The following is a 21,817-nucleotide window of genomic DNA, read 5'->3' as shown; positions in this document are numbered from 1 at the left end:
GCAATTTTTATTTCAGGAAAAGACTTCCGTTTTTTACAGAAAGTTCTTTATCAAGTTTGAAAAAGGCCATTTTTCCGGCATTTTTTACATCCAGAACCGCCAGCTTGTATATTCCGTTATCCAGATCATTTTCCCGGATCACTGCATTGAAACCATTCTTGTAGTAATTTCCGGACGTGATGATATGCTTCCGGCCTTCTTTTTTCGGATTTGCATTCATCATATAAATCCTTCCGCTGCTGCTATCCTTTAAAACCAGAAAACGGTTATCTGAAAAACGCATCCGCTCCGGCTGATCATTACTTGCCAGAAAATGGTAATGAAGGTGCTCTTTTCCGTCACGCACAACTCTCTCCACTTGCCAATCTTCCAGAAAAATACTGTAATCCGAATCCGATTTTTCGCTGGCTGTAAACATGGAATCCAGTTGTTTTTTGCCTGCAACAGGATCAGGCAGCTTAAGAGATCCTTTATCATAAGCCGGAAGCAGGTAAAAATTACCATTTCTGACAATGGTTTTTTCTACTGAAAACATATTCCGGTTATACTTCCAATTATAAACGTCTGCAAGATAAATGCTCTTTTTGCCGGCTACTACATCCGAATACATGTAATACGAATATGCGCAGTAAAAAACACTCAAACCGGTGATAACAAAAAGCACGGCTTTCCTGCGAAAAACCGGGAAATAATAGACCAGAAGAATGTAAAACATCACCATGGACAAAGCCGCATAGATCTGAAAACGGCTCGCAATTGTAGTGCCCATCCACGAACGAAAAAGCGCAATGACCGTACTCGTTATGAATATGAACGCGAACAGCGTAAGCAACTCGATCGTACCCGGTTTTACGGTTGTTTTTTCCTGAAAATAAATCCCGGACGCTTTTACAAAAAGAAACGCCATAAAAGCCGTAATCACCGCTCCCCAAATCGCAGAAACAAGGATCGGATGTTCCCATAGCGAAACGCCAGAGCCTACAAACGCAAACAGCGAAGTAAAAAATACGGCTATGCTCGTGGGCAGTTTCACCGCCTGCCCAGATTCGTAGCCGGCCAGATAAATACCGAGGCTGATGAGCATGACAACGGTGGTAACCGTCGCTTTCTTGAAGTCTTTGAAACACAGAAAATAAAAGATAACGGCAGGAAATGAAAGGATTCCGTTGCCGTGCGTGAACGTTGCCAGAAAGCAGCACAGCAAAGCCCCCGCAAGAGCCGTATGGGTCCGTTTGGAAGCCAGCAGAATGGCTGTCACCGTAAATGCAGTCAGAAAGGAATGCTGCATGCCGTTCAGCGCCCAGCCTGAAATTTCATGATAAAGCGGATGAAAAAACAGGAACGGAACGGGTATGAAATAATACAGCGGGAGCCTTGTTTTCCTGAACTGAAGATAGACAAAATAGAAAATGTACGTAATATTCAGCAGGACAAGAACGATGTAAAACCGGAAATTGAGATGGCCTGTTATTTTATATTCAGTAAACGCTATAAGCCTGGGAACAACCGCCTTGTGATCATTGAACGTCCTGAAAAGCTCCTTTACAAAACCGGTAAATCCCACTTTGCCTTGCGTAACTGTTTCTACAAACTGAATCAGCAGAAAATCGTCCTGAAACGGAAAGTTGACTGAAAAAAAGTAGTTGTAAAAAAGATTCAGAAAGACAACAAGGCAAATCACAAAACCGGCAGGAAAACGCAGCATTTTCGGAAAACAGGAAGGTATGGTTAGCATTAAAATTCAGGCAAAGCTAAATTATTAATATGGCTAATGTAAACATTGTCCTGATTTCTTGCACCCGATAGCAATGAACATTCGCATCCTATTTACCGTAGTGCAAAAAAAAGCCGGACAACGGTGATTTGTGCACCTTGTCCGGCTTTTGAATTTTTATGTATTCCTTTAACACAAATACGTGTTACATGCTTTCCATTGGATGCTCTTTCAGCAACTGGTCCGGCGAGTAGAAATCTTTTTTGCTTTCGGTTGCCGCCCTTACTCTATTCACTTTTTCCGGCAATATGGCCGGGCCTTTGTTCCCGAATGAATTGCGGACGTAAGTAAGTACCGCAGCCAGCTCTTCATCTTTAAGCAAGCCGCCGAAAGGGGTCATCGGAACCTGGCCGGGGTATTTTTTCCCGTTTACTTCAATCGGGCCGAGCAAACCTTTCAGAGCCAGTTTGATCAGGCGTTCATCGCTGCCCATAACCCAGTTGGTTGCCGCCAGCGGCGGAAATCCGGAAGCGGCAAGCCCTTTTCCGTCCGGCTGGTGACAAGTTGAACAATACCCTTCCTTGGAATAGATTTCTTTGCCCATGGTGTAAAGTTCCAGCTCTTTGCCCTTCAAAGCCGATTTGACAACAACTGCTTTCTCTTTCTTCATGTTTTCCCCTTTAAGGTGCGCCACAGCCGTTTCATAGGCATGAATTGTCCAGTCGTCCAGCGGCATTTTGCTGGCTTCCGCCAAAACGGCCAGCCCTTTTTCCTTTTCAATCCAGGATGCGGCCACGATTGCGACCAGCCTGACCCGGCTGTTTTCATCACGTACGGCCTGCATGAGCAGTTCAGCCTGATCCGGAACCTGATGGCCAGTGTAACGCACAACCTGAACAGCCGCTGCTCTTGCGTGGTAATCTTTCGCTTTCAGTACCTGTTTCAGCAGTTTCTGATCTACTTTGTTCATTCCCCAGCTTACCCAAAGGCCTTCCAGCAAATGATGCTCGTATTTCGGATCATTCTTATCCAGACCGGCAACCCAGGTATTCAGCTTGGAAAGCACTTGCGAAGCGTCTCTTCCCCGGAGTTCGCGGCGGGTCCTGTAACGCGTACGGTATTCCGGCAATTTGAGATTATCCAGCAGTTCTTCTATGCTTGCGCCGGCTACTTTGGCAGGTTTTACAAGCGGGCGTGAAGGATAAGTAATTCTGTAAACCCTTCCGTGTGAATGGTCGCGCAAAGGATCGCGTGCATTGTGCTGCATGTGTCCGATGAGGATATTATGCCAGTCGATCAGATAAAGCGAACCGTCGGGTGCAAATTCCATATCGACCGGACGGAAATTACGATCTTCGCTCACAACCAGATCCATGCGGTGCGTGCTTTTATAGCCTGTCCCGTCATCTTTCAGGGTATGCTCCTTGGTTCCGAGAAAACCGATTGTATTGTTAATCAGAAAATCACCTTGTAATTCGTCCGGAAAATGACGGCTTGAAACAAACTCCAGACCCGAAGTCGGGCGTACGCGATGCGCTTCTTCGATCAACTGAACGGATTTATGAGTTGCTTCTCCGTAACGCGGCAATACGCTTCCCGGCATCATCCAGCGCACATCCGGGCTGGACGTTTCAGCAAAAAACGGCTGTCCCCACTCGTCAAATGCAATTCCCCACGGGTTCGGAATCGAAAGCTGGGCAGTGCGTTCCAGTTTTTTACGTTGCGGCGCATACCGGTAAAATCCGCCGTTTGTAGCGCGAACCGGACCATAGGAAGTTTCTACATTGGTATGCAGAAAAACACCTTCACCCGAATAAATAGCACCTGACGGGTCTACGGTAAATGCATGGCTGTTATGGTGCGTATCATGGTCGTCAAAACCGCTCAGCAGGATTTCACTTTTATCCGCCTTATCATCGCCGTTGGTATCAGTAAAAAGTTTCAGATTGGTTCCCTGGGAAACATATACGCCTTCAGGTGCAATTTCAAAGCCCAGCGGCAAGTGCAGGCCGTCTGCAAAAACGGTTTGCTTGTCGGCTTTTCCGTCACCGTTGGTATCTTCCAGAATGATAATCTTGTCATTTGGTTTGGTGTCGCCCGGCTTGTAATGCGGGTAGCTCGGCATCGTGGCAATCCACAAACGGCCTTTGTTGTCAAAAGACATCTGCATCGGTTTGGCCAGATCGGGAAATTCTTCTTCCGAAGCAAACATTTCTATTTTATAACCTTCCGGCACTTTCAGCTTTTTAAGCGCGTCCTGTCCGTAAAGGTATTCCAGGCTTCCGTTCTTTTCAGGATTGAAGTTGGTTTTCACCTGTGGCAGCGGGCGTGTATTCTTGTCCGCCGCGGCAACGTCCATTTTCTCACCTTTTACAGCCATCCAGATTGCTTTGTCACGGATGTCAGTCATTTCTCTTATTTTTTCAATTTCCGCTGGATAATTGTCAGGGCCAAACGGATTGTAACGTCTGCCGTAAACGTGTACGCCATTCGGTATTTTAAAATCGTTGTGCCACATCCAGTTCTTTTCCATGACCGCATCGTGAACCAGTTTCCGGTTGGCCTCTGCCTTGGGCGCCGATTTCCCGAAAACCATATCCGTAAGCAGTACGCCGAGCTTTTTATAGCCTGCTTCATTAAGCTGTGAACCGTCGATTGTCAACGGCTCTTTCGAATCGTTGTACCATTTCTGGGAAGGCGTAAATGCGTCTACAAAAAGCACATTGTTCTTGTCGGCAATTTCCTTCATGGCTTTGGAATACATGGAAAGGTTTTCATTTTCCTTTTTACCGTTCGGAAGATCAAACTGGCCTGAAAGATCTTCAAAAGCGATCGGTGAAACAATGGCAAGCTGCGGCGCGGCACTTCCGTTGTATTTCTGGCTTAATGTATATTTAATGAAAGCATCCAGTTCTGCCTTGTAATTTTCCAGTCCTTCTTTTCCCTGAAAAGATTCGTTATAACCAAAAAAAGCAATAATGACGTCCGCTTTGAGCCTTGTAAGCCATTGGTCCGGCGTATCAAAATGGCCTTCGCTCTGCGACGGATTCGCATATTCCGTCTGGAACTTTTCAGCGCCCGGAAATGCCCATGGTGAATTTCTGCTGGCATGCGGCCTGAATCCGGGCGTATCGCCGCCATCGCACATGTTACGGATAAACAGCATGTTGTCCGGATATCTCACCTGCATTTCGGTTTCGAAAGTACCGTAATTCATCATTCTTGAACCAAGGTTATTGCCAAGCAGAACAATGTGGGAACTTTTGGAAACGGTCAGCGGCTCAGATCGCCCGAATTTGAAGGCACTGAATGCAATAACCGCCAGCGCAAACAGCACCAGCGATATGTGAATACTGATTTTTTTTGGTTTAGACATTTGTTTTCAAACCTTTAAGTTGGATTTAGGAAATATATTCGATTGTTTATTTTGCTTCTCTGTACGGAACCTGAATGTCCATTTTACCCTTCCATTCTTTCGGGACTTTCATGCCGAGTTCCCAGTGAACGGCATTGATAATCAGTCGCTGAAAAGGTTCAAGCCGGAAATCTTCCGGATGGCCGAGCGTAGTCATGAATACTTTACCGCCGAAAGAATTGGTACCCGTCCAGGCAACCGGATTATCAATGGCTTCCTTGTCCGGGTTAACGGATTTTCCCATCAGCAGCCATTGGGAACCTTTTGTCGGGTAATTCGGCAAAACACGGTAAAGCCATGATTTGGCATGAAAAGTCGTTGTAACGCCCGTCAGGATCGGATTCTTAGCCTGTTCGGGAATGACGGTCACGTCGGTGCTGCTTTTATGACCGTAATGCGTATGCGCCGCAGCACCGCCCCAGCCCGGAGGCGCATTCAGCGCAAACTCTCCGAATGCATTCCATTTTTCACTTTCGTCGCCTTTCGGAAAGTTGAAGGCATGCGTGGAGGTACGGAATCCCATAACAGGCTTTCCCTTTTTCAGGTAAGCCTCAATGTGCGCAAGCTGATCCTTTGGAAGTTGCCGCCACCGAAGATAAAATACGGCAAGATCGGCCTGTTCAAGCGCTTCCAGGCCCGGAATATTCTTCTCACTGTTATGATCCGGGTATGCTTTCAGGACAATGGTTTTCATCCCGTAGTTTTTTTCCAGCTCGGCGGCGATGATCGGTAAGGTTTCCTCGCCACTGTATTCATGATCTCCGGTTACAAACACAACAAGCGGCTGTTTGTCTTTTGATCTGGCAGACTGCGCATTAACTGTAATCTGAAAAAGCACGGAAAGAGCAACAAGCAAAAAGGCAAGAAAAGAAACCTGACGTTTCCCTTTGACAAAAGTTGTATCCATTAGAATGGTTTAGAAATAAAAGAAGTTAAACAAAACAGGCATTTATAAATTAAGGCTGCTGTTGAATCAATCTACCATTGCGGAGCCGATTTTCGTTCTCCGACAAAGGCGAATTACAAGGAAGACTTTTTTATCCTATTTTTCCCTTACTTTTTTATAAAATTTAAACGTCAGGCATTTCGTTTTCGCATCATTGTGCCCTGTTTAAAACGAACATTCATTTTTTGGAAAATAAAAATGGCGGGCTTTTCAGAAAAGTTTAAACCCGAGTGAAATGGAAACGCGCGACAGATCGACGCTGTCGTCCTTGGATAAATGCAGTGTTTCGGTATTGATGGAAGTTGCCCTTTTCAGCCTGTAAACAGCGCCCATGATGGCCGTGCCTGTCAGGTTCATGGCAAATTTTCTGCTAAAACGGTGTTCAACGCCGGCGCTTATGCCCCAGCCCATTGTGTTGGCAGTAAAATTCACATTTTCATTTCCGACGAATGTATAATTGCGATACGGCTGATAACCAACCAGTAATGAACTCAGTATGATGTTGCGGCCGTTTTCAGAAACAGATCGGTGCGTAACCGAACCGCCGAAAAATTGGATCATCACATCTTCTCCCAAATCATTTTCGTTTTCCGCTTTGCTCAGATACCGGTCGTAATTCAGCCCGATTCCGAATTTTTTCCAGAAAAAGTAAGTTAGCTCACCGCCAAATGCAATCCCAGATTTCAGATCTTTCACATATTTCTGGTCTGCAACATTCAGTCCGATGACCGAACGGAAAAGCCTGTAGCCATAACCGCCGTTTACGCCAAACCTGATTCTGGAAAGATCAGCAAATGCGGTTTCTTCTTCCGGCTGGACTGCTGTACTGTCCGGCTCTTTTCTCCATTCCGTTGAAATAACCGGGTCTTGCGCACTCAACTGCATGCAGTTCAGGAGAAATATCAGCAGGAAGACGGAAAATATTCTGTTCATTTTAACATCAATGCGACGTGTCGGTTTCAAAACTACCAATTTCACCGGAGAATCGCTGCTGTATCCATTTTATTTGTCAGATTAACGGCTTCACTCCTTTCTTTTGAAGCTTTTCAATAATGAACTGCGCAATTGCTTTTCCCTGAACCTGACCGTTTTCGATGGCATCGCGGTAATGAATTCCGCCGTAAAGCCGGGAAATGGCCGCTTCTTCCGCCGCTTGCCGGAACGACCGGAAATCGCGCGTCGGCAAATCGAAAATTACTTCGGTATCGTCCCGGAATGCAAAGTTGTCGCCCAGGAAGTAAGTCAGTACTTCGGAAACGGAAGTAGAAATCACACTATGGCCGCTCGTATATTCCGGAAAAGGCGGCGTTTGCAGGAGTGGCTGCCATTTCGGGTCAATGTAACGGTTAATGACCGTTTCAGGCCGTATCCTGCTGCTTCTGTACTTTTCGTCCCAGCAACTTATAAAAGAATCCATTAACGTAGCGGCAACCAGCGCATGCACCATAATGCCTCTATCCAGATCCAGATTGGCTTTGGACGTTACAATGCCGGTAATGTTCATCCAGTGCCCGCCCGGACTTATTTTTTTGAAGCCAATGGACATATGCCCGGAAGTATTGATCGCAAACGGGTTGCAATCCCAGTAGGAAGCAATAAACCGTTCTTTTTCAGTCATTTTTTTCCCAACCGCATACACTTCATACGTCAGCTTGTAAAATTCGCTGGTGCTGTCCTTGCTGAATGCAACCGGAGGTTTTGGCACAAACTGGTTACAGGAATCGATGAGCATCGGGCGGATCGTTTTCCAGTGCGGCTCAATGCCTTCGATGTAGCCGGGCGGTGTCGGGTACCAGTATGCGTCGCCCTTTTTCGGCCTGTACCGTACTCTTGTGCTTAGTTTCAGATAACCGTCCGTTGCTGCGTTCGCTGCTATTTTTTTGGAAACTTCCTGTGCAACCGCAATTGCCTCATTTATTTTTTTTTGTGAATGGCCGTCCCTCAGCAGTGCGATAACCAGCTTTTTCTGGTCTTCTTCCAGCATATACCCCGACGGAAGAATAAGGCGACCCGTTTCCAGAATGGCGTACAATGCAGCAATGCGGTAATCATAACCTGCTGCGAATTCCATTTTTACAGGTTCCATGCTTTGGATGAAAGTCGTTGGCGAAACGATTTCCTTGTTGTTCTGCGCCACAATTTCGTAAGCGCCAAGCATGCAGTACGTATAAAACCGGCTGGCGGCGGGCGGATTCACAACGTCGTGGATCATGACCATCGTAACCGAAAATACCGCAGGCTGCAAATGCACACGAATATCGTTTTTTGCTTTTTCTGCAAAAGCAAACTGGCTTAAAAACAACATCCAGACCAAAATGACGCGCATTATTTTTTTTGTATTTTATAAGATTGCAAAGACTGGTTAAATGCTCCGATTACAAGACAAGGCTCTTTTCCAACCTGCATCCGGATCAGCGATTTTACGTCTCCGTTCACCGACAAACCTGAAACCGACTGGCTTACGTAAGTAAAATCACCTTTTCCGTTCCCTTCGAGCAAACAGCCGTAATTGGCATCCATGCTGCCGAGTTTCAGGCGGTTATCCGTTTTATTTCCCAAAAGCAGCAGATCCTTTTTGCCGTCGCCGTTGAAATCCTCGGCCAGAATGCAAGTAACAGGCGCAAATTGTGCCTGAACGGGCAATATGTTTTTTTCAAATTTCCCATTCCGGTTCAAATAGCAGACCGTGCGCGCTTCTTTTACTTCGAGCTTCGTCGCCTTGCTCAGTTCTTCCGCTGAAAAAACGTCTGTAATGGAAGCATTTGCGTAATCTTTATAATAAGGAAATTTCCTGCGCATCGGATAAATCTGATCATTGAGCTCGTCACGGCTGACAAACGGATACGATTTCCCCTGAATGTAAAAGCTGAAGAAAGGATCTATCGAGCCATTCTTGTCAAAATCTGCAAAGTAAAGTTCAGCAGGTTCTTTGGCCGAAACCTTGATCTGTGAATTAAGCCCGAGATTTCCGGCTACGATATCCGGTTTCCCGTCATTGTCAAGGTCTTCTATTTTCAGTGAAGACCAGAAACCGGGTTCTTCTTCCTGAAAATACTGCAATGTCTGATCATCAAAATCTTTTCCGTTGTACGAAAACACCTTGACCGGCATCATTTCCCCGCATATAATCAGTTCCGCTTTTCCATCTGCGTTCAGATCCGTCCACTGCGCATCCGTTACCATTCCGATCTTGAAAAAAGGCGAATCTTTTACAGTAAACTGCCCTTTTCCGTCATTGACAAGCAGATACGAAACCGGCGTTTCCGGATAACGGCCCGGAATAATGCGCCCGCCGATGAACAGATCCTGATCGCCGTCCTTGTCGTAATCAAACGGACGTACGCAGGATTTGCTGCTTGCTTTCAGATTAGGCAATGACAAAACGGAAAGATTCAGTTTTCCTTTTCCGTCATTGAGATAAATTTCATCCTGAAGAGAAAAGGTATTAGGCTCAAATAAAGAATAACCGCCTTTGGCAATATACAGATCGTCATAGCCGTCGCCGTTTGCATCCAAAAAAACAGCCGCCGAAGTTGCCGAAACGTTTTCATCGCCAATCGCAAAATCCTGCATTTCACTGAAAGTCCCGTTTGGTTGCTGCAGCCAGATTTTCGCCTGCTTGTTCTGATCGCCGCTGACAAAAATATCTTCCAGTCCGTCCTTGTTTACATCGCCTTTTGCAATCACCGGCCCGGTTTGCGAATACATGGAAAGCATCAGAGGCTGCCGTTTGAAATCATTTTCATTGAAGCCTTCGTGCTGATAGGCCATGCTGAAATCTTCTTTTTTAAAGATCGGATCTGTTTTCGAATTTACAGCTATTGCTTTTTCCAGCTTGTTTCCTTTTTCCAGTACATGCAGCTGATTTATTTTCAAATCCGTAAAAAGCTGAGTTTGATTATTCGGCCAGATGACTTTTACAGAATCAACAACAGTGTTTTTTTGCAGGCCGAAATGCAGCCTCAGCGGAGTGCAGGAAAGGTATCCGCGGTTCGGGTTCACTTCCTGATACTGCTGGATGCCTTTTGAAAATACATAAACCTTTGAACCGACGGCATTTTTATTTGCAGTGTTCTCCTTCAGTTTAACCTGAATCCATGCATTTCCGGATTGGTCCGCACTGGTATTCTGATAAATAAAAGCCGGGTCATTGATGTTATTTACAACCAGATCAAGATCGCCGTCATTATCCAGATCCGCATACACGGCTCCGCTTGAAACAGACTGCATTTGCAAGCCCCATTCCTGCTGCATTTTGGTAAAAGTAAGGTCGCGGTTATTGCGGAAAATATAGTTTGCCAGTTTGGTGGAAGGCATGGCTTTCACCAGATCCATTAATTGTACGGCTTCTTTGTCCACAGCCCTGCGGACCTTGTAATCGCCCCAGTATTTCAGAAAATCCTTGTTGGTATAATCGCGGAAATAACCGTTTGAAATAAAAAGATCCTTGAAACCGTCGTTATCAAAATCGGCAAAAAGAGGACTCCAGCTCCAGTCGGTATTGGAAACGCCCGAAATCTGCGCAATTTCACTGAAAGTGCCGTCGCCGTTGTTGAGCTGCAGCATATTGCGCATGTACTGCTTGTAAAGGTTCTGCTTCATCATCAGCTCAAAGGATTCGTAGTTTTCCTGAAGCTGCAATAATTTCTGACGCTGATTATCTTCGGGCAACATATCCAGCGACATGATGTCGGGCAGGCCGTCGTTGTTGAAATCGGCAATGTCAATGCCCATGGAAAACTGCGCCAGATGCCGGAAATACTGCTGCGTTACATCTTCAAAAGTCCCGTTCTTTTTATTGATATAAAGGTAATCCGGCTCGTTGTAATCGTTGGTGACGTAAATATCCTGCCAGCCGTCCTGATTTACGTCCGCAATGGCCATTCCCAGCCCGAATGTTAAAGGATACTGATGAATCCCGGCTTTCTGTGTTACTTCGGTAAAATGATTGTTCCGGTTTTCAAACAGCTTGTTTCCGGCCAGTTCGTCCGTTTCCTGCCTGAACTTGGCCAGTTCCATGTTATCAATTTTCTTGACGCTGTGATTCAGCAGCATCATATCCAGATCGCCGTCATTGTCGTAGTCAAAAAATGCGGCCTGCGTGCTGTAACTGATGTTATCGAGTCCGTATTCTTTTGCCTGTTCAATGAATTTGAGATTTCCCTGATTGATGAATAACTGGTTTTTCCGCTTTTCATCTTCGACTTTACCGGAGTAGCATATATGAATGTCCAGTAACCCGTCACCGTTTACATCCGCCATCGTCACACCCGTTTTCCAGCCGTCCTTCCGTCCTTCCAGCCCTTTCCCTGCCGAGGAAGTTATATCTTTAAACCGCAAGGCCTGCCCTTTTCCTGCTCCGAGGTTGAGGTACAGCTTGTTGGCGCCCATGTTGGAAGTGAAGAAAAGATCTTCGAAACCGTCGTTGTTGATATCGCCGGCCGCAACGCCGCCGCCATTGTAGAAATATTCATAAGCCATTACATTCAGCCTTTCATCTTCGCTGATCGTATTTACAAAATCAATTCCGGTTTGTTTGGAAGGCAACAACTGAAACAACGGCTGCTGTGCCATTACAGTGAACTGCCGGAACACCAGAATGACAATCAGAAAAAGGTAATTACAAAGGGCTTTTATATTCATTATGAGTAGTGCCGGCGATCAGAAAACAAAAAGATCTGCTTGTAACTGAAAAAACTTCAACAAAGGTTGAAGTTAAAACTTAGTTAAGTCATTTTATTTGAAAGCGGCAAGAAATTTATATTTCCTGCCGCTCCGCGTTTCTATTCAGTAAATCATTTTTCTGACTTTCCTTTATTGAGCTGAAAAGTCTGCAGTTCCGCATTGTTGATTGCCGTGATCAGATACGTTTTCTCCGCTTGTGCAAACACGGCCAGATCGCGTACGTCACCATTTACATAAAGCCCGCTTTGCGCCTGCGGCATATACTCAAACGCCATTTTTCCTTTGTTCAGAAAAACCTGCAAAAGGCTTGCGTCATTTTTCCCGATCCTTACACGTGTTTGTTTCAGGTTTCCGCCAAGCAGGATATCCGGTTTTCCGTCTGCATTTACATCATGCAATGCAATGGCGTAAACCGGGGCAAATTGTGCCTGAACGGGCAGCGGATGAAAAATCATTTTTCCTTTGTCATTTTCCAGAATACCGCTTCTGAACTCCCTGGCCGTGAGTTTTTGCGCATGGCTCAGTTTGTCCGCCGGCAAAATGTCCGTTAAAGTCGCTTTGGAATACGTGACGTAATTGGAATATTTCTTTTTCAGGGATGGAATCTGGTCCAGCAATTCATCGCGGCTTGCATACGGATATTCTTTTCCGTTTTCGGTAACGCTGATGACCGGAACAATACGCCCGAGATTGTCAAAATCAGCGGCATACAACGCTAAACCTTGCGAGGAAGTCACGTTCCATTGCCAGTTTGTCCCCATATTCCCGACTACAAAATCCATATCCCCGTCTCCATCCAGATCCGCCGGCCGGATCACGTTCCAGCAGCCGTTCAGCGCCGCTGTTCCCCATGCTGCACTTGCATCGGCTAAATTTCCTTTTTGATTACTGAAAATCTGAATGGGTTTCCAGTCCGAAGTTAGAATCAGTTCAGGAAAGCCATCCTGGTTCAGATCCTGAAATACAGCGTCGGTAATCATGCCTGCATTTGCGAGCTGCGGAGCCAGATTCTTTGTGGCATCTGTAAATGTACCTTTGCCGTCATTAACCAGCATTACGCCGCCCGCACTTTCAGGAAAACGGCCGGGATTCACTCTTGTACCCAGAAAAACATCCATATCGCCGTCATGATCCACGTCAGCAACGGTTATTGCAGAAGCATTCGGTCCAACTGCGGGAAAATCGGCTTTCCGCCACTTTCCGTTATCGTTGATATACAAGCGCGGCATCAGCAAAGGATCGCCGGCGTTCAGTTCGTAGCCTTCACTGGTCACCAGCAAATCGTAGTCTTTGTCATTATCGACATCAAAAAAGGCCATTCCGGCATCTTCATAAGCAGCGTCTTTTTCAAAAGTTTCCTGCGATACTTTCCGGAACGTTCCGCCTTCGCTCATGAACAAAGCGCCGGCTTGCCCGCGTCCGCCGCCGATGTAGAAATCGTCTGTTCCGTCCCCGTTCAGGTCTTTTTGTGCAAGATGCGGTCCCTGATACGTAAGCATGTTTGGCAAAAGCGTCTGAATCCTGAAATCATTTCGCGGATCTTCGGCATGTCTGAAATCAATTCCTTTTGCAGCTTCCCAAAGAACCTGCGGCTTGCTTTCTGAAGCATCGGGATTTTTCCGCGCAGCGGTGTATTTCAGAACAAGCTGTTTGTCCGCTTCCGGTTTTTTGATAGTCTGGCTGCTTCCATCCGCCCAAAGCACCGTCAGCGAATCTATTTTAGGGTTATTTCCCAATCCAAAATGCACTGATTCCCATTGCGCAGACTGAAAACCGCGGACAGGCATAAAGTGCTGCGTTTGTGTGAGTGAATCCGAGTAAACCGTAATTTTTGTCCCGGCCAGAAAAGCGTACTTGGGCGATTCCAGCTTGATGTTCAGCGATTTGTTTGTCAGCTTGGTTTCTGCATTATTCCGGTACACAAAAGCTTTCTGATTTACATTATTGGTGACCAGATCCAGATCGCCGTCATTGTCAAGGTCCGCATAAATGGCTCCGTTTGACTGGTTATTTTCCTCAAATCCCCACTCGGTTATTCTTTTGGCAAAAGTCAGGTTCTTCTGGTTCTGGAAAATATAATTCGGCTCATTAATCGGCGGCATCTGCTCAATAATGTCCATTTGCGTAGGCGCTTTGCCGCCTTTTCCGGCTTCCAGCTGAATGTCCGTCGAGTATTTCAGAAATTCCATGTTAGTATAATCCCTTGCATATCCGTTCGAAACAAATATGTCTTTCCAGCCGTCATTGTCAAAATCAGCCATTAAAGCCGCCCAGCTCCAGTCCGTATTGGAAACGCCCGCAAGCTGCCCGATTTCACTGAAAACCGGAACGCCGCCGGCATTGACGCCATTGTTCAGCTGCAACATGTTGCGCATTGTCTGATCATGGAAACCAGCCCGGAGCAACTGCTGGTATTTGTCGTAATTATCGTCGCCGGCAGTCAGTTTGATACGTTCGTTCGAAGCAGGAAGCATGTCCAGCGTCAGAATATCGGTCAGTCCGTCATTGTTTAGGTCGGCAGCGTCGGTACCCATGGAATACAGTGAAACGTGACCGGTTGCTTCGCGGATTACTTCCCTGAACGTGCCGTTCTTTTGATTGAGGTATAAGTAATCATTTTCATTGTAATCATTGGAAATGTAAATATCCGGCCACCCGTCGTTGTTAAAATCATTGACATTGATACCAAGTCCGAAGCTCAGCACATTGGAAACAATCCCGGACGAATCCGTTACGTTGGAAAATTTCCCGTTGTTGTTCTGTAAAAGTTTATTTCCATACGCTTCATTCCGCTGTTCGCGGTAACTTCCCAGCAGATTACTGAAACCCGCATATTTCTGAACGGAGTGATTCAAAAGAAAACAGTCGGTATCGCCGTCACGGTCGTAATCAAAAAAGACGGCCTGCGTGGTGTAAGAACGGTCGTCGAGCCCGTATTCAGCAGCTTTTTCGGTAAAAGTCGGAATGCCGTCGGCCGTTTTCCCATTGTTCACATAAAGCAGTTTGCTTCTCAACCTGGGGTCCTGAGCGCCTGCCCGGCATACGTAAATATCAATCCAGCCATCGTCATTGATATCCACAACCGAAACGCCTGTTTTCCAGCCTTCATTCAGTGCCGTACCCGATTTTTCGGAAACATCTTCGAAGTTGAAATCACCTTTGTTGAGATACAGTTTATTGGCGACCATATTCCCGGTGAAGTAAAGATCCACCAGACCGTCGTTGTTAAAATCTGCCGCAGCAACGCCGCCACCGTTGTAGAAATAGCCGTATTCCAGTACGTTGTTGGCTGCGTCTTCATCAATAAAGTTATTGAATTCTATTCCGGTATCCCCTGATTTCAGCAGCGTGAAAAGCGTGTCTTTATTCTGGCAGGAAGCAAGCAGGAAAATAAAAAAAACAGGTATAAAGCTTTTTTTCATGTAATCTGTTGTAAACTTTTCTAAGCTTAAAACGCTGTATAACAAGCGAAAAAGGCTGTAATATCAAAAATATCTTCGATCGTTAAAAATTACCGGGTTTTATTGAAAAGCAAAAAGGCAGGCATGTTGCCCGCCTTTTGCCTATACGCAAAGCATTGCCCGGGGTTAGTTTTTATCCCACCACAAAGGCGTACTTGCTTTATCAGGACCACCCAATAATTTTTCGGCTTCCAGAACTGCCGCACCGTTGGTTTGTCTTTCCGAAGTAAGGAAAGGAATCCTTCTGAGCACAGCACCTTTCGGCACATCTTCGTTTTCAGAATTTACAACCGGGTACAATTTCGGGAAACGGGTTCTTCTGTATTCAGCCCATGCTTCCATGCCGTCCGGATACAGTCCCAGCCATTTCTGCGTACCGATTTTCTCACGTTTAACCGCGTCCGAAGCCGCTTCGTCCCATTTGATCGGGATGTTGGATAAAGCAGGAGAATTCTGCTGGTCGCCCGGCGCAACAGGCACTGCGGAACTGTTGATGTAAGCGGTAACAGGTGCACCGGTTATGCCCCATTGCGCCATGGATGCAGTGATTCCTTTTTCATACAATTCTTTTGCAGTCCCGCCCATGTTCCAGCCGTTCAGTGCGCCTTCTGCACGCAGGAAGTACGCTTCTGCCGCATGCATGATGTCCTGAGGCGTGGTAAAATTCGTGTTCCATGCAGCTCCCGAGCCTGTCACCCATCTTGTACCTACGTTGGAATTGTCGTTGTTGCCGTTTTTCGCAAGTGCAAGTTCAGCCGCAGTCAAACCGTTTCTCAAACCTTCGTAAGTACCGGTTGCCGATGCCGGCTGATAGTAAATCCCGATACGCGGATCCGCATAGCCTTTCAATACCGATTCCATGGATGCACTCATCCGGAATTCGTTCCAGACAGCAATCCGGCTCAATCCGTTGGCATCGTCACCGGCCAGGTTTTTAACCATATAGGCATCGTCGGCAACTTCCGTCATCACACCGCCGGCAACCGCCGCTTCGGCCTGTTTTTTTGCTTCTGCAGGATCCACTTTTGAAATCCTCAACGCAAGGCGCAGGCGCAGCGTATTGGTAAATTTCAGCCATTTGGCCGCATCGCCTTTGTAAATAAGATCAAAATTTCCGTATGGTTTGGCCGTTGCATTGGCTTTCAGCGCGTTTGCAGCAGCATCGAGTCTTACAAAAAAGTCCTTGTAAATGTCGCTTTGCGCATCGTACTTCACACTTAAGGCAGGTTTTCCAGCCTCGGAATAAGGAACCGGTCCGTAATAATCCGTCAAGCGGTGAAAAGCATAAACCCACATTACATTCGCCAGTGCATATTCTGCAGATGCCGGATCGGTTTGTTCAAAAAGCGTTTTCAGCTGCGGTACAACCTGTGTATAAATCGGGTTCCAGTGGCCGGTAAGCCAGTCAAAACGCATGACATACCGGTCGGAAGGAAAATAGGTTGCAGACGTTGCATAATACTGCGCATACAAATCGGCAAACAGGTTCTGGGCAATCTGGTACGTACCGCTTGAATAGGAAGCCTGCTGTTCAGCCCTTGAAAAGAGAAACGGCAATTCATCCTCACCCAAAGCCGTCAGTTTGGTTTTGCTGGTATTCATTTCCTCGAAATCACCGGTACAAGCCTGCCAGAGGCCCGCAGAACCCATGATCAATCCTGCAATTGCTATTTTCCTGAATTTATGATTCATTTTCATTTGTTAAATCGAAAGAGTGGTTAAAATCAGAATCCTAATTTAAGATTCAATCCGATGGTTCTGGTTGATGGTAAGTTTCCGTATTCCACACCCTGGAAATTGCTTGAACCCAGGTTGACATCCGGGTCAAACGGCAGTTGCCGTTTGGCAATGCCCGGAATATCCATGGTTGCATAACCTCTGTAGAAGAAGAACAGGTTACGTGCGATCAAAGACAAGCGCGCATCTTTAATAAAGAATTTATCACCGGTCGGAATCTCATATCCCAATGAAATTTCTCTCAGACGAACATTGGTCGTGGAGTAAGTAAAGAATTCACCCCATGAATAGCGTCCGCCGGAAACCGTCGTCCAGAATGTCTCCGCATTGATCGGCGTATTGTTGGCTTCGCCTGTGGAAGTAACACCCGGCAAGATCCAGCCGCCTTCGCGGTGCTCGGTTGTGAAGTCGCCCGTTCCGTCTGATGCCAGGTTGGCTTGTGTTCCGGAAGTCATCACACCGCCAAAACGTCCGTCGATCAGGAAGCTTCCGACAAATCTCTTGTATTTGAAAGAGTTGTTGAATCCGGCAGTGAATTTCGGATTGAAGTTTCCGATGTACTGGTTATCCGTAGTAGCAACCGGCTTTCCACCGTTTTTACCCTCTGCATCCGGTGCAGTCACAATGTACCTGCCCTGTTCATCCACCGCCCAGCGCTGTGCATAAAGATCTCCGTACGATCCGCCTTCTGAAACGACCGGCGTTGCTGTACGTCCGAATCCGCCGGAAAGTGGGGAAATCTTGATGTTCGGGTCAAGCTTTACAACGGTGTTTTTGTTTCTTGCAAAGTTCAGCGTCATGTCCCAGTTGAAGTTATCGCTTTTCAACGGCTTGGCTGTCAGCGAAAGCTCCACTCCTTTGTTGTTGATTTTACCGGCGTTAATGAACTGATCAGAGAAACCCGAAGCAGGAGCAAGACTCAATCGGAGCAATTGGTTAACCGTATTGGAGTTGTAATAGGTAACATCCACACCGAATCTTCCGTTGAACAAACGCAGGTCAAGGCCGAATTCTGTAGAAGAAGAAATTTCAGGCTTCAGATTGGTTGCAGGCTGCGTTGGGTCGCGGTAAATGAATCCTCCCGTTCCGCCTTGTGTAAAGGAGTAAGTCTGGCTAAGCTGATAAGGGTCTGTATCATTACCCACCTGCGCCCATGAACCTCTCAATTTGGCAAAACTGATAACGGCAGGAAGCTGGAATGCATCGGAAAGCACAATGTTTGCTCCGAATGACGGATAGAAATACGAGTATGGCTTTGGCAGCGTAGACGACCAGTCATTTCTGGCTGCTGCATCTACTGTAAAGAAGTCTTTGTAAGAGAAAGAAGCCGTTCCAAAAACATAGTGCAGTTCTTTTTCGGAGAAACCGGCAATTTGTGTCAGTGCCGTAGCAAAGGACAAATCAAATTTGTTCGGAACAAGCAGCCCGTTTGCATTAGCTCCAACCTGTGAGTAACGCTTGTAAGTTTGTCCTGCACCAAAGTTGTACGTCAGTGCAAAGTTACTTCCTACATTGTTGTTCCCCGAAACGATTACGTCCATATTGCGTTCTACGATGGCAACTGAATAATCCTGGTACGATCCGCCCGGCCCGGCAAACAGAAGGGTACGGTTGGCCCAGCTTCTGGTCACACGGTCGTCATAACGGTCAAAGCTGATTCTTCCCTGAACATTCAGCCAGTCCGTCAGATTGTATTTGGCAGATCCGAGCACAATGGTTCTGTTACGTTTTTCCGAATCTCTGGTTTTGTTGAGTGTCCAGTAAGGGTTCATATAAATGGAAGATGTAGTCCAGTATGTTGGCTCTCCGTTTGCATCTTCATAGTTTTTATAGGTATTAAGATCCACGTTGCGCGGAACTTTGTACAGGTTCATGATAATGGCACTTTCCTCACCCGACCGCGGCTTGTTGTTGATCACCTGGTTGGTATACGTGATTTTGGCATCGGTTGAAAAACGTTTCGACAACTGCGTACCGATACGCAGGTTCAGTGTATGCCGCGACAGATCATTGTTCGGTATAATACCCTGATTGTTATTGTAAGCATAAGATGCATAGGTCGTTACTTTATCCGTTCCTGCAGAAACGCCGAATGAATTGTTGGTAGAAAGTGCGTTTCTGAAAAAATCCTTCACATTGTCAGGATATGCAGTGGCTACACCGCCCCAGCTTCCGCTGGCTGTCGCAGAAGCTGTACCGCCGTTTCCCTGCCCGTATGTATTCTGGAATTTAGGCAGTACAAAAGGCGTTTCTATTACAACACCGGAATTGATATTGGCAGTTACCCGGCCCGCTGAACCTCTTTTGGTTGTAATCATAATAACACCGTTTGCAGCACGGCTACCGTAAAGTGCCGAGGCAGCCGCACCTTTCAGTACGTTCATCGACTCAATATCGTCCGGGTTGATGTTTGCGGCTCCGTCACTTCCGTTGGTTCCGCCGAAGTCACTTCCAACCTGCCCTTGCACCGTATTGTCGATCGGTACGCCGTCCACTACAAACAAGGCATTGTTGCTTCCTGAAATAGAGCGGTTACCGCGAAGTACCACACGTGTTGCAGAACCGGGCCCGCTGGCTCCTTGTGTCACCACAAGGCCGGCCACTTTTCCTGAAAGCGTGTTCACAAAGTTTGCATCACGAACATCGGTAAGCTGCTTTCCGTCAATTTTCTGGGTTGCATAAGTAAGTGACTTGGCGCTTCTTTCGATCCCGAGGGCCGTTACAACCACTTCTCCAAGATTTCTTACATCCGGATCAAGACTTACTTCAACAGTGGTCATGGAAGCTGTAACACTGACTTCTTTTGGCGTGTAGCCCACAGAAGAAACAGTCAGGAAAGTTTCGGTTGGCGGCACGCTGATTGTAAAGCTGCCGTCGGCATCTGTTGTCGTACCCCGCGTTGTACCTTTTACAAGAACGTTTGCGCCGGGAAGACCTGCCCTATTCTCATCAATAACCTTTCCAGTAATCTGCCGATCCTGGGCGTTTGATGGTAAAACAAAAATCACTGCCACGAGGAACGCCAGCAGCAACCGCAGTACACTTTTTTCCATAGGTTAATTTGGTGAATTAAATTTTCAGGAAATTTATAATTAATAATCAATACAAGCAATATATTTCAAATATTTAGATTGCACTAATCTAATATTCTGCCAACACCAGTAATGAAAGGAAATGTGTTCTTGTTAAGGATGCAATGTAAAATAAAATTTGCTTGAATGTATTTTTAAATACTGAATAATATTTTGGCATGAGCAACAATTACCAATGAAGATTTCGTCATTAAAGAAAGTGCTCGAACACACTAAATGCAATGAAGCATCCGAAGTAAATCGCACATGACAGGAATAGTTGTACAGGAACGGCGCCATAAATTACGCCGGGAGTAGTCAGAACTGGTACTATACTAAGAAATTGCTAGTCATAAGTGCGCCATATGCCCAGGATGCTGCCGGTAATGGCATATACTATTACACTTGCACCGCCGTCAATAAACGAAAGCAGCAGGGGCCGCAGGGAAGACATGTCTTTGACAATGATTTCAAAAAGTACGAATACAGTACCGAACAGCAAACCGGTGAGGAATCCGTTAAGCAGCGTTTTGACCGGAATTTTGGTAAAAACCCACGCCATGGTATAAGCCATAAAAGAAGTGGAAACAATTCTGGCAAGGTAAGGTGCCGGACCATGGGCTGCCTTTACCTGTTCTGCTGTAAAGCCGTTCAGTTGTGCCCACAGCTCTGAAAATGAAGCATGCCATAAAGCCGGCACCAGCTGACCAATTACCACACATACAAGCACGGCCCAAAGATTGACAGATTGTCTTCTCATGTTTTGAGTGTTTTATTCAGTCATCGAAAGGAACTCCCCGGCTTCAAATATAAGTGCTTTAACTATTAATTGTACTTTTTATTTGGGTGATCTGACAAAATCGATATTCCGCTTCAAACCTTTCAATTTGGTCCTTTTTATCGGCGAACGCCGGAAAAGTTCACTGAATACCTCTTCCGAGATTTCCTGCCAGTCGTTGTTCGTAAATCCTGCCAAACTTTCAGGCAATGAAAATTCCTGCGTGGTATGCGGCTTTGAAAAACGGTTCCAGGGACAAACATCCTGACAAATATCACAGCCAAAAATCCAGTTTTCGAACTTTCCCTGCACTTCCTGCGGAATGGCGTCTTTCAATTCTATAGTGTAATAACTGATGCATTTGCTTCCGTCCACGACGAATGGCTCGGCGATGGCATCGGTCGGGCAGGCGTCCACGCATCTTGTACAGGTTCCGCAGTAATCCTTTACGGCTCCGTCGTAGGCAAGTTCCAGATCGCAGATGATTTCGCCAATGAAAAAGAAGCTGCCCATTTCCTTGTTAAGCAGGTTTGAATTTTTACCAATCCAGCCCAGACCACTTTTGGCAGCCCACGCTTTGTCCATAACCGGCGCAGAATCCACAAAAATCCGGCCGCTTACTTCGCCTATTTCCTCCTGAATGCCTTGCAGCAGCGACGCCAGCTTTTCTTTCAATACAAAATGATAATCCGTACCGTAAGCGTATTTGGAGATTTTAAGGTCTTCTTCACCCTCGGGAAGTTTTTCGGCCGGATAATAATTCAGCAAAACGGAGATCACGCTTTTGGCGCCGTCCACGAGTTTGCGCGGATCCAGCCTTTTGTCAAAATGATTGGCCATGTAGCCCATGGCGCCATGCTGATTGCGGTTCAGCCAGTTTTCCAGCCTCGGCGCCTCTTTTTCCAGAAACTCCGCTTTTGAAATACCGCAAAAATCAAAGCCGCACTCCAGTGCTCTGGCCTTGATGAAAGCACTTCTTTCCTGCCGCACAAAATCTTCTGTTATCATTT

The 21,817-nt window shown here is 46.3% G+C and carries 11 protein-coding genes; all 11 read right to left on the bottom strand.

What is annotated here, in order from left to right; translation table 11 throughout:
• Positions 1–7: 7 nt before the first annotated feature.
• The 11 genes from FEM55_RS13530 to queG all read right to left on the bottom strand — a co-directional run bounded on the left by FEM55_RS13530 (position 8) and on the right by queG (position 21,815).
• Positions 8–1,735: a hypothetical protein gene (locus FEM55_RS13530; protein ID WP_229209251.1), complete on the bottom strand. Its 1,728-nt coding sequence runs from the start codon at positions 1,733–1,735 to the stop codon at positions 8–10.
• Between the two features lie 184 nt (positions 1,736–1,919).
• Positions 1,920–5,090 (bottom strand): PVC-type heme-binding CxxCH protein, encoded by a 3,171-nt coding sequence (locus FEM55_RS13525; protein WP_138281906.1) that lies wholly within the window; start codon positions 5,088–5,090, stop codon positions 1,920–1,922.
• Positions 5,091–5,136: 46 nt separating this feature from the next.
• Positions 5,137–6,036, bottom strand: a complete 900-nt coding sequence (locus tag FEM55_RS13520) for a ThuA domain-containing protein (RefSeq protein WP_138281905.1) — start codon at positions 6,034–6,036, stop codon at positions 5,137–5,139.
• Positions 6,037–6,285: 249 nt separating this feature from the next.
• Positions 6,286–7,038, bottom strand: a complete 753-nt coding sequence (locus FEM55_RS13515) for a putative outer membrane beta-barrel protein (RefSeq protein WP_229209250.1) — start codon at positions 7,036–7,038, stop codon at positions 6,286–6,288.
• Between the two features lie 46 nt (positions 7,039–7,084).
• Positions 7,085–8,401, bottom strand: a complete 1,317-nt coding sequence (locus tag FEM55_RS13510) for a vanadium-dependent haloperoxidase (protein ID WP_138281903.1) — start codon at positions 8,399–8,401, stop codon at positions 7,085–7,087.
• Complete coding sequence (locus FEM55_RS13505; RefSeq protein WP_229209308.1) at positions 8,401–11,649, bottom strand: VCBS repeat-containing protein; 3,249 nt, start codon at positions 11,647–11,649, stop codon at positions 8,401–8,403. The genes FEM55_RS13510 and FEM55_RS13505 overlap by 1 nt, the downstream gene beginning before the upstream one ends.
• Before the next feature lie 221 nt (positions 11,650–11,870).
• A complete protein-coding gene (locus FEM55_RS13500) occupies positions 11,871–15,182 on the bottom strand; it encodes a VCBS repeat-containing protein (protein ID WP_138281901.1) in 3,312 nt (1,103 codons plus the stop codon).
• 165 nt (positions 15,183–15,347) lie between these two features.
• The gene (locus tag FEM55_RS13495) at positions 15,348–16,913 is read right to left on the bottom strand and encodes a SusD/RagB family nutrient-binding outer membrane lipoprotein (protein WP_310588658.1); all 1,566 of its coding nucleotides are present in this window, start codon (positions 16,911–16,913) and stop codon (positions 15,348–15,350) included.
• A 32-nt stretch (positions 16,914–16,945) separates the two neighbouring features.
• Positions 16,946–20,011, bottom strand: a complete 3,066-nt coding sequence (locus FEM55_RS13490) for a SusC/RagA family TonB-linked outer membrane protein (RefSeq protein ID WP_138281899.1) — start codon at positions 20,009–20,011, stop codon at positions 16,946–16,948.
• A 364-nt stretch (positions 20,012–20,375) separates the two neighbouring features.
• Positions 20,376–20,789: a DUF1761 domain-containing protein gene (locus FEM55_RS13485; protein ID WP_138281898.1), complete on the bottom strand. Its 414-nt coding sequence runs from the start codon at positions 20,787–20,789 to the stop codon at positions 20,376–20,378.
• Positions 20,790–20,867: 78 nt separating this feature from the next.
• Positions 20,868–21,815, bottom strand: a complete 948-nt coding sequence (queG, locus tag FEM55_RS13480) for a tRNA epoxyqueuosine(34) reductase QueG (protein WP_138281897.1) — start codon at positions 21,813–21,815, stop codon at positions 20,868–20,870.
• Positions 21,816–21,817 lie beyond the last annotated feature (2 nt).

Origin of the sequence: Dyadobacter sediminis, assembly GCF_005860765.1 — a bacterium.
GTDB lineage: Bacteria > Bacteroidota > Bacteroidia > Cytophagales > Spirosomataceae > Dyadobacter > Dyadobacter sediminis.
This window is presented reverse-complemented; position numbering and strand designations above follow the sequence as displayed.

Excerpts from the sequence above, each read along its gene's own strand:
- FEM55_RS13505 (WP_229209308.1), bottom strand. The coding sequence starts at position 11,649 with ATGGCACAGCAGCCGTTGTTTCAGTTGTTGCCTTCCAAACAAACCGGA.
- FEM55_RS13500 (WP_138281901.1), bottom strand. The coding sequence starts at position 15,182 with ATGAAAAAAAGCTTTATACCTGTTTTTTTTATTTTCCTGCTTGCTTCC.
- FEM55_RS13490 (WP_138281899.1), bottom strand. The coding sequence starts at position 20,011 with ATGGAAAAAAGTGTACTGCGGTTGCTGCTGGCGTTCCTCGTGGCAGTG.
- FEM55_RS13510 (WP_138281903.1), bottom strand. The coding sequence starts at position 8,401 with ATGCGCGTCATTTTGGTCTGGATGTTGTTTTTAAGCCAGTTTGCTTTT.
- FEM55_RS13530 (WP_229209251.1), bottom strand. The coding sequence starts at position 1,735 with ATGCTAACCATACCTTCCTGTTTTCCGAAAATGCTGCGTTTTCCTGCC.
- FEM55_RS13525 (WP_138281906.1), bottom strand. The coding sequence starts at position 5,090 with ATGTCTAAACCAAAAAAAATCAGTATTCACATATCGCTGGTGCTGTTT.
- FEM55_RS13520 (WP_138281905.1), bottom strand. The coding sequence starts at position 6,036 with ATGGATACAACTTTTGTCAAAGGGAAACGTCAGGTTTCTTTTCTTGCC.
- FEM55_RS13485 (WP_138281898.1), bottom strand. The coding sequence starts at position 20,789 with ATGAGAAGACAATCTGTCAATCTTTGGGCCGTGCTTGTATGTGTGGTA.
- FEM55_RS13495 (WP_310588658.1), bottom strand. The coding sequence starts at position 16,913 with ATGAATCATAAATTCAGGAAAATAGCAATTGCAGGATTGATCATGGGT.
- queG (WP_138281897.1), bottom strand. The coding sequence starts at position 21,815 with ATGATAACAGAAGATTTTGTGCGGCAGGAAAGAAGTGCTTTCATCAAG.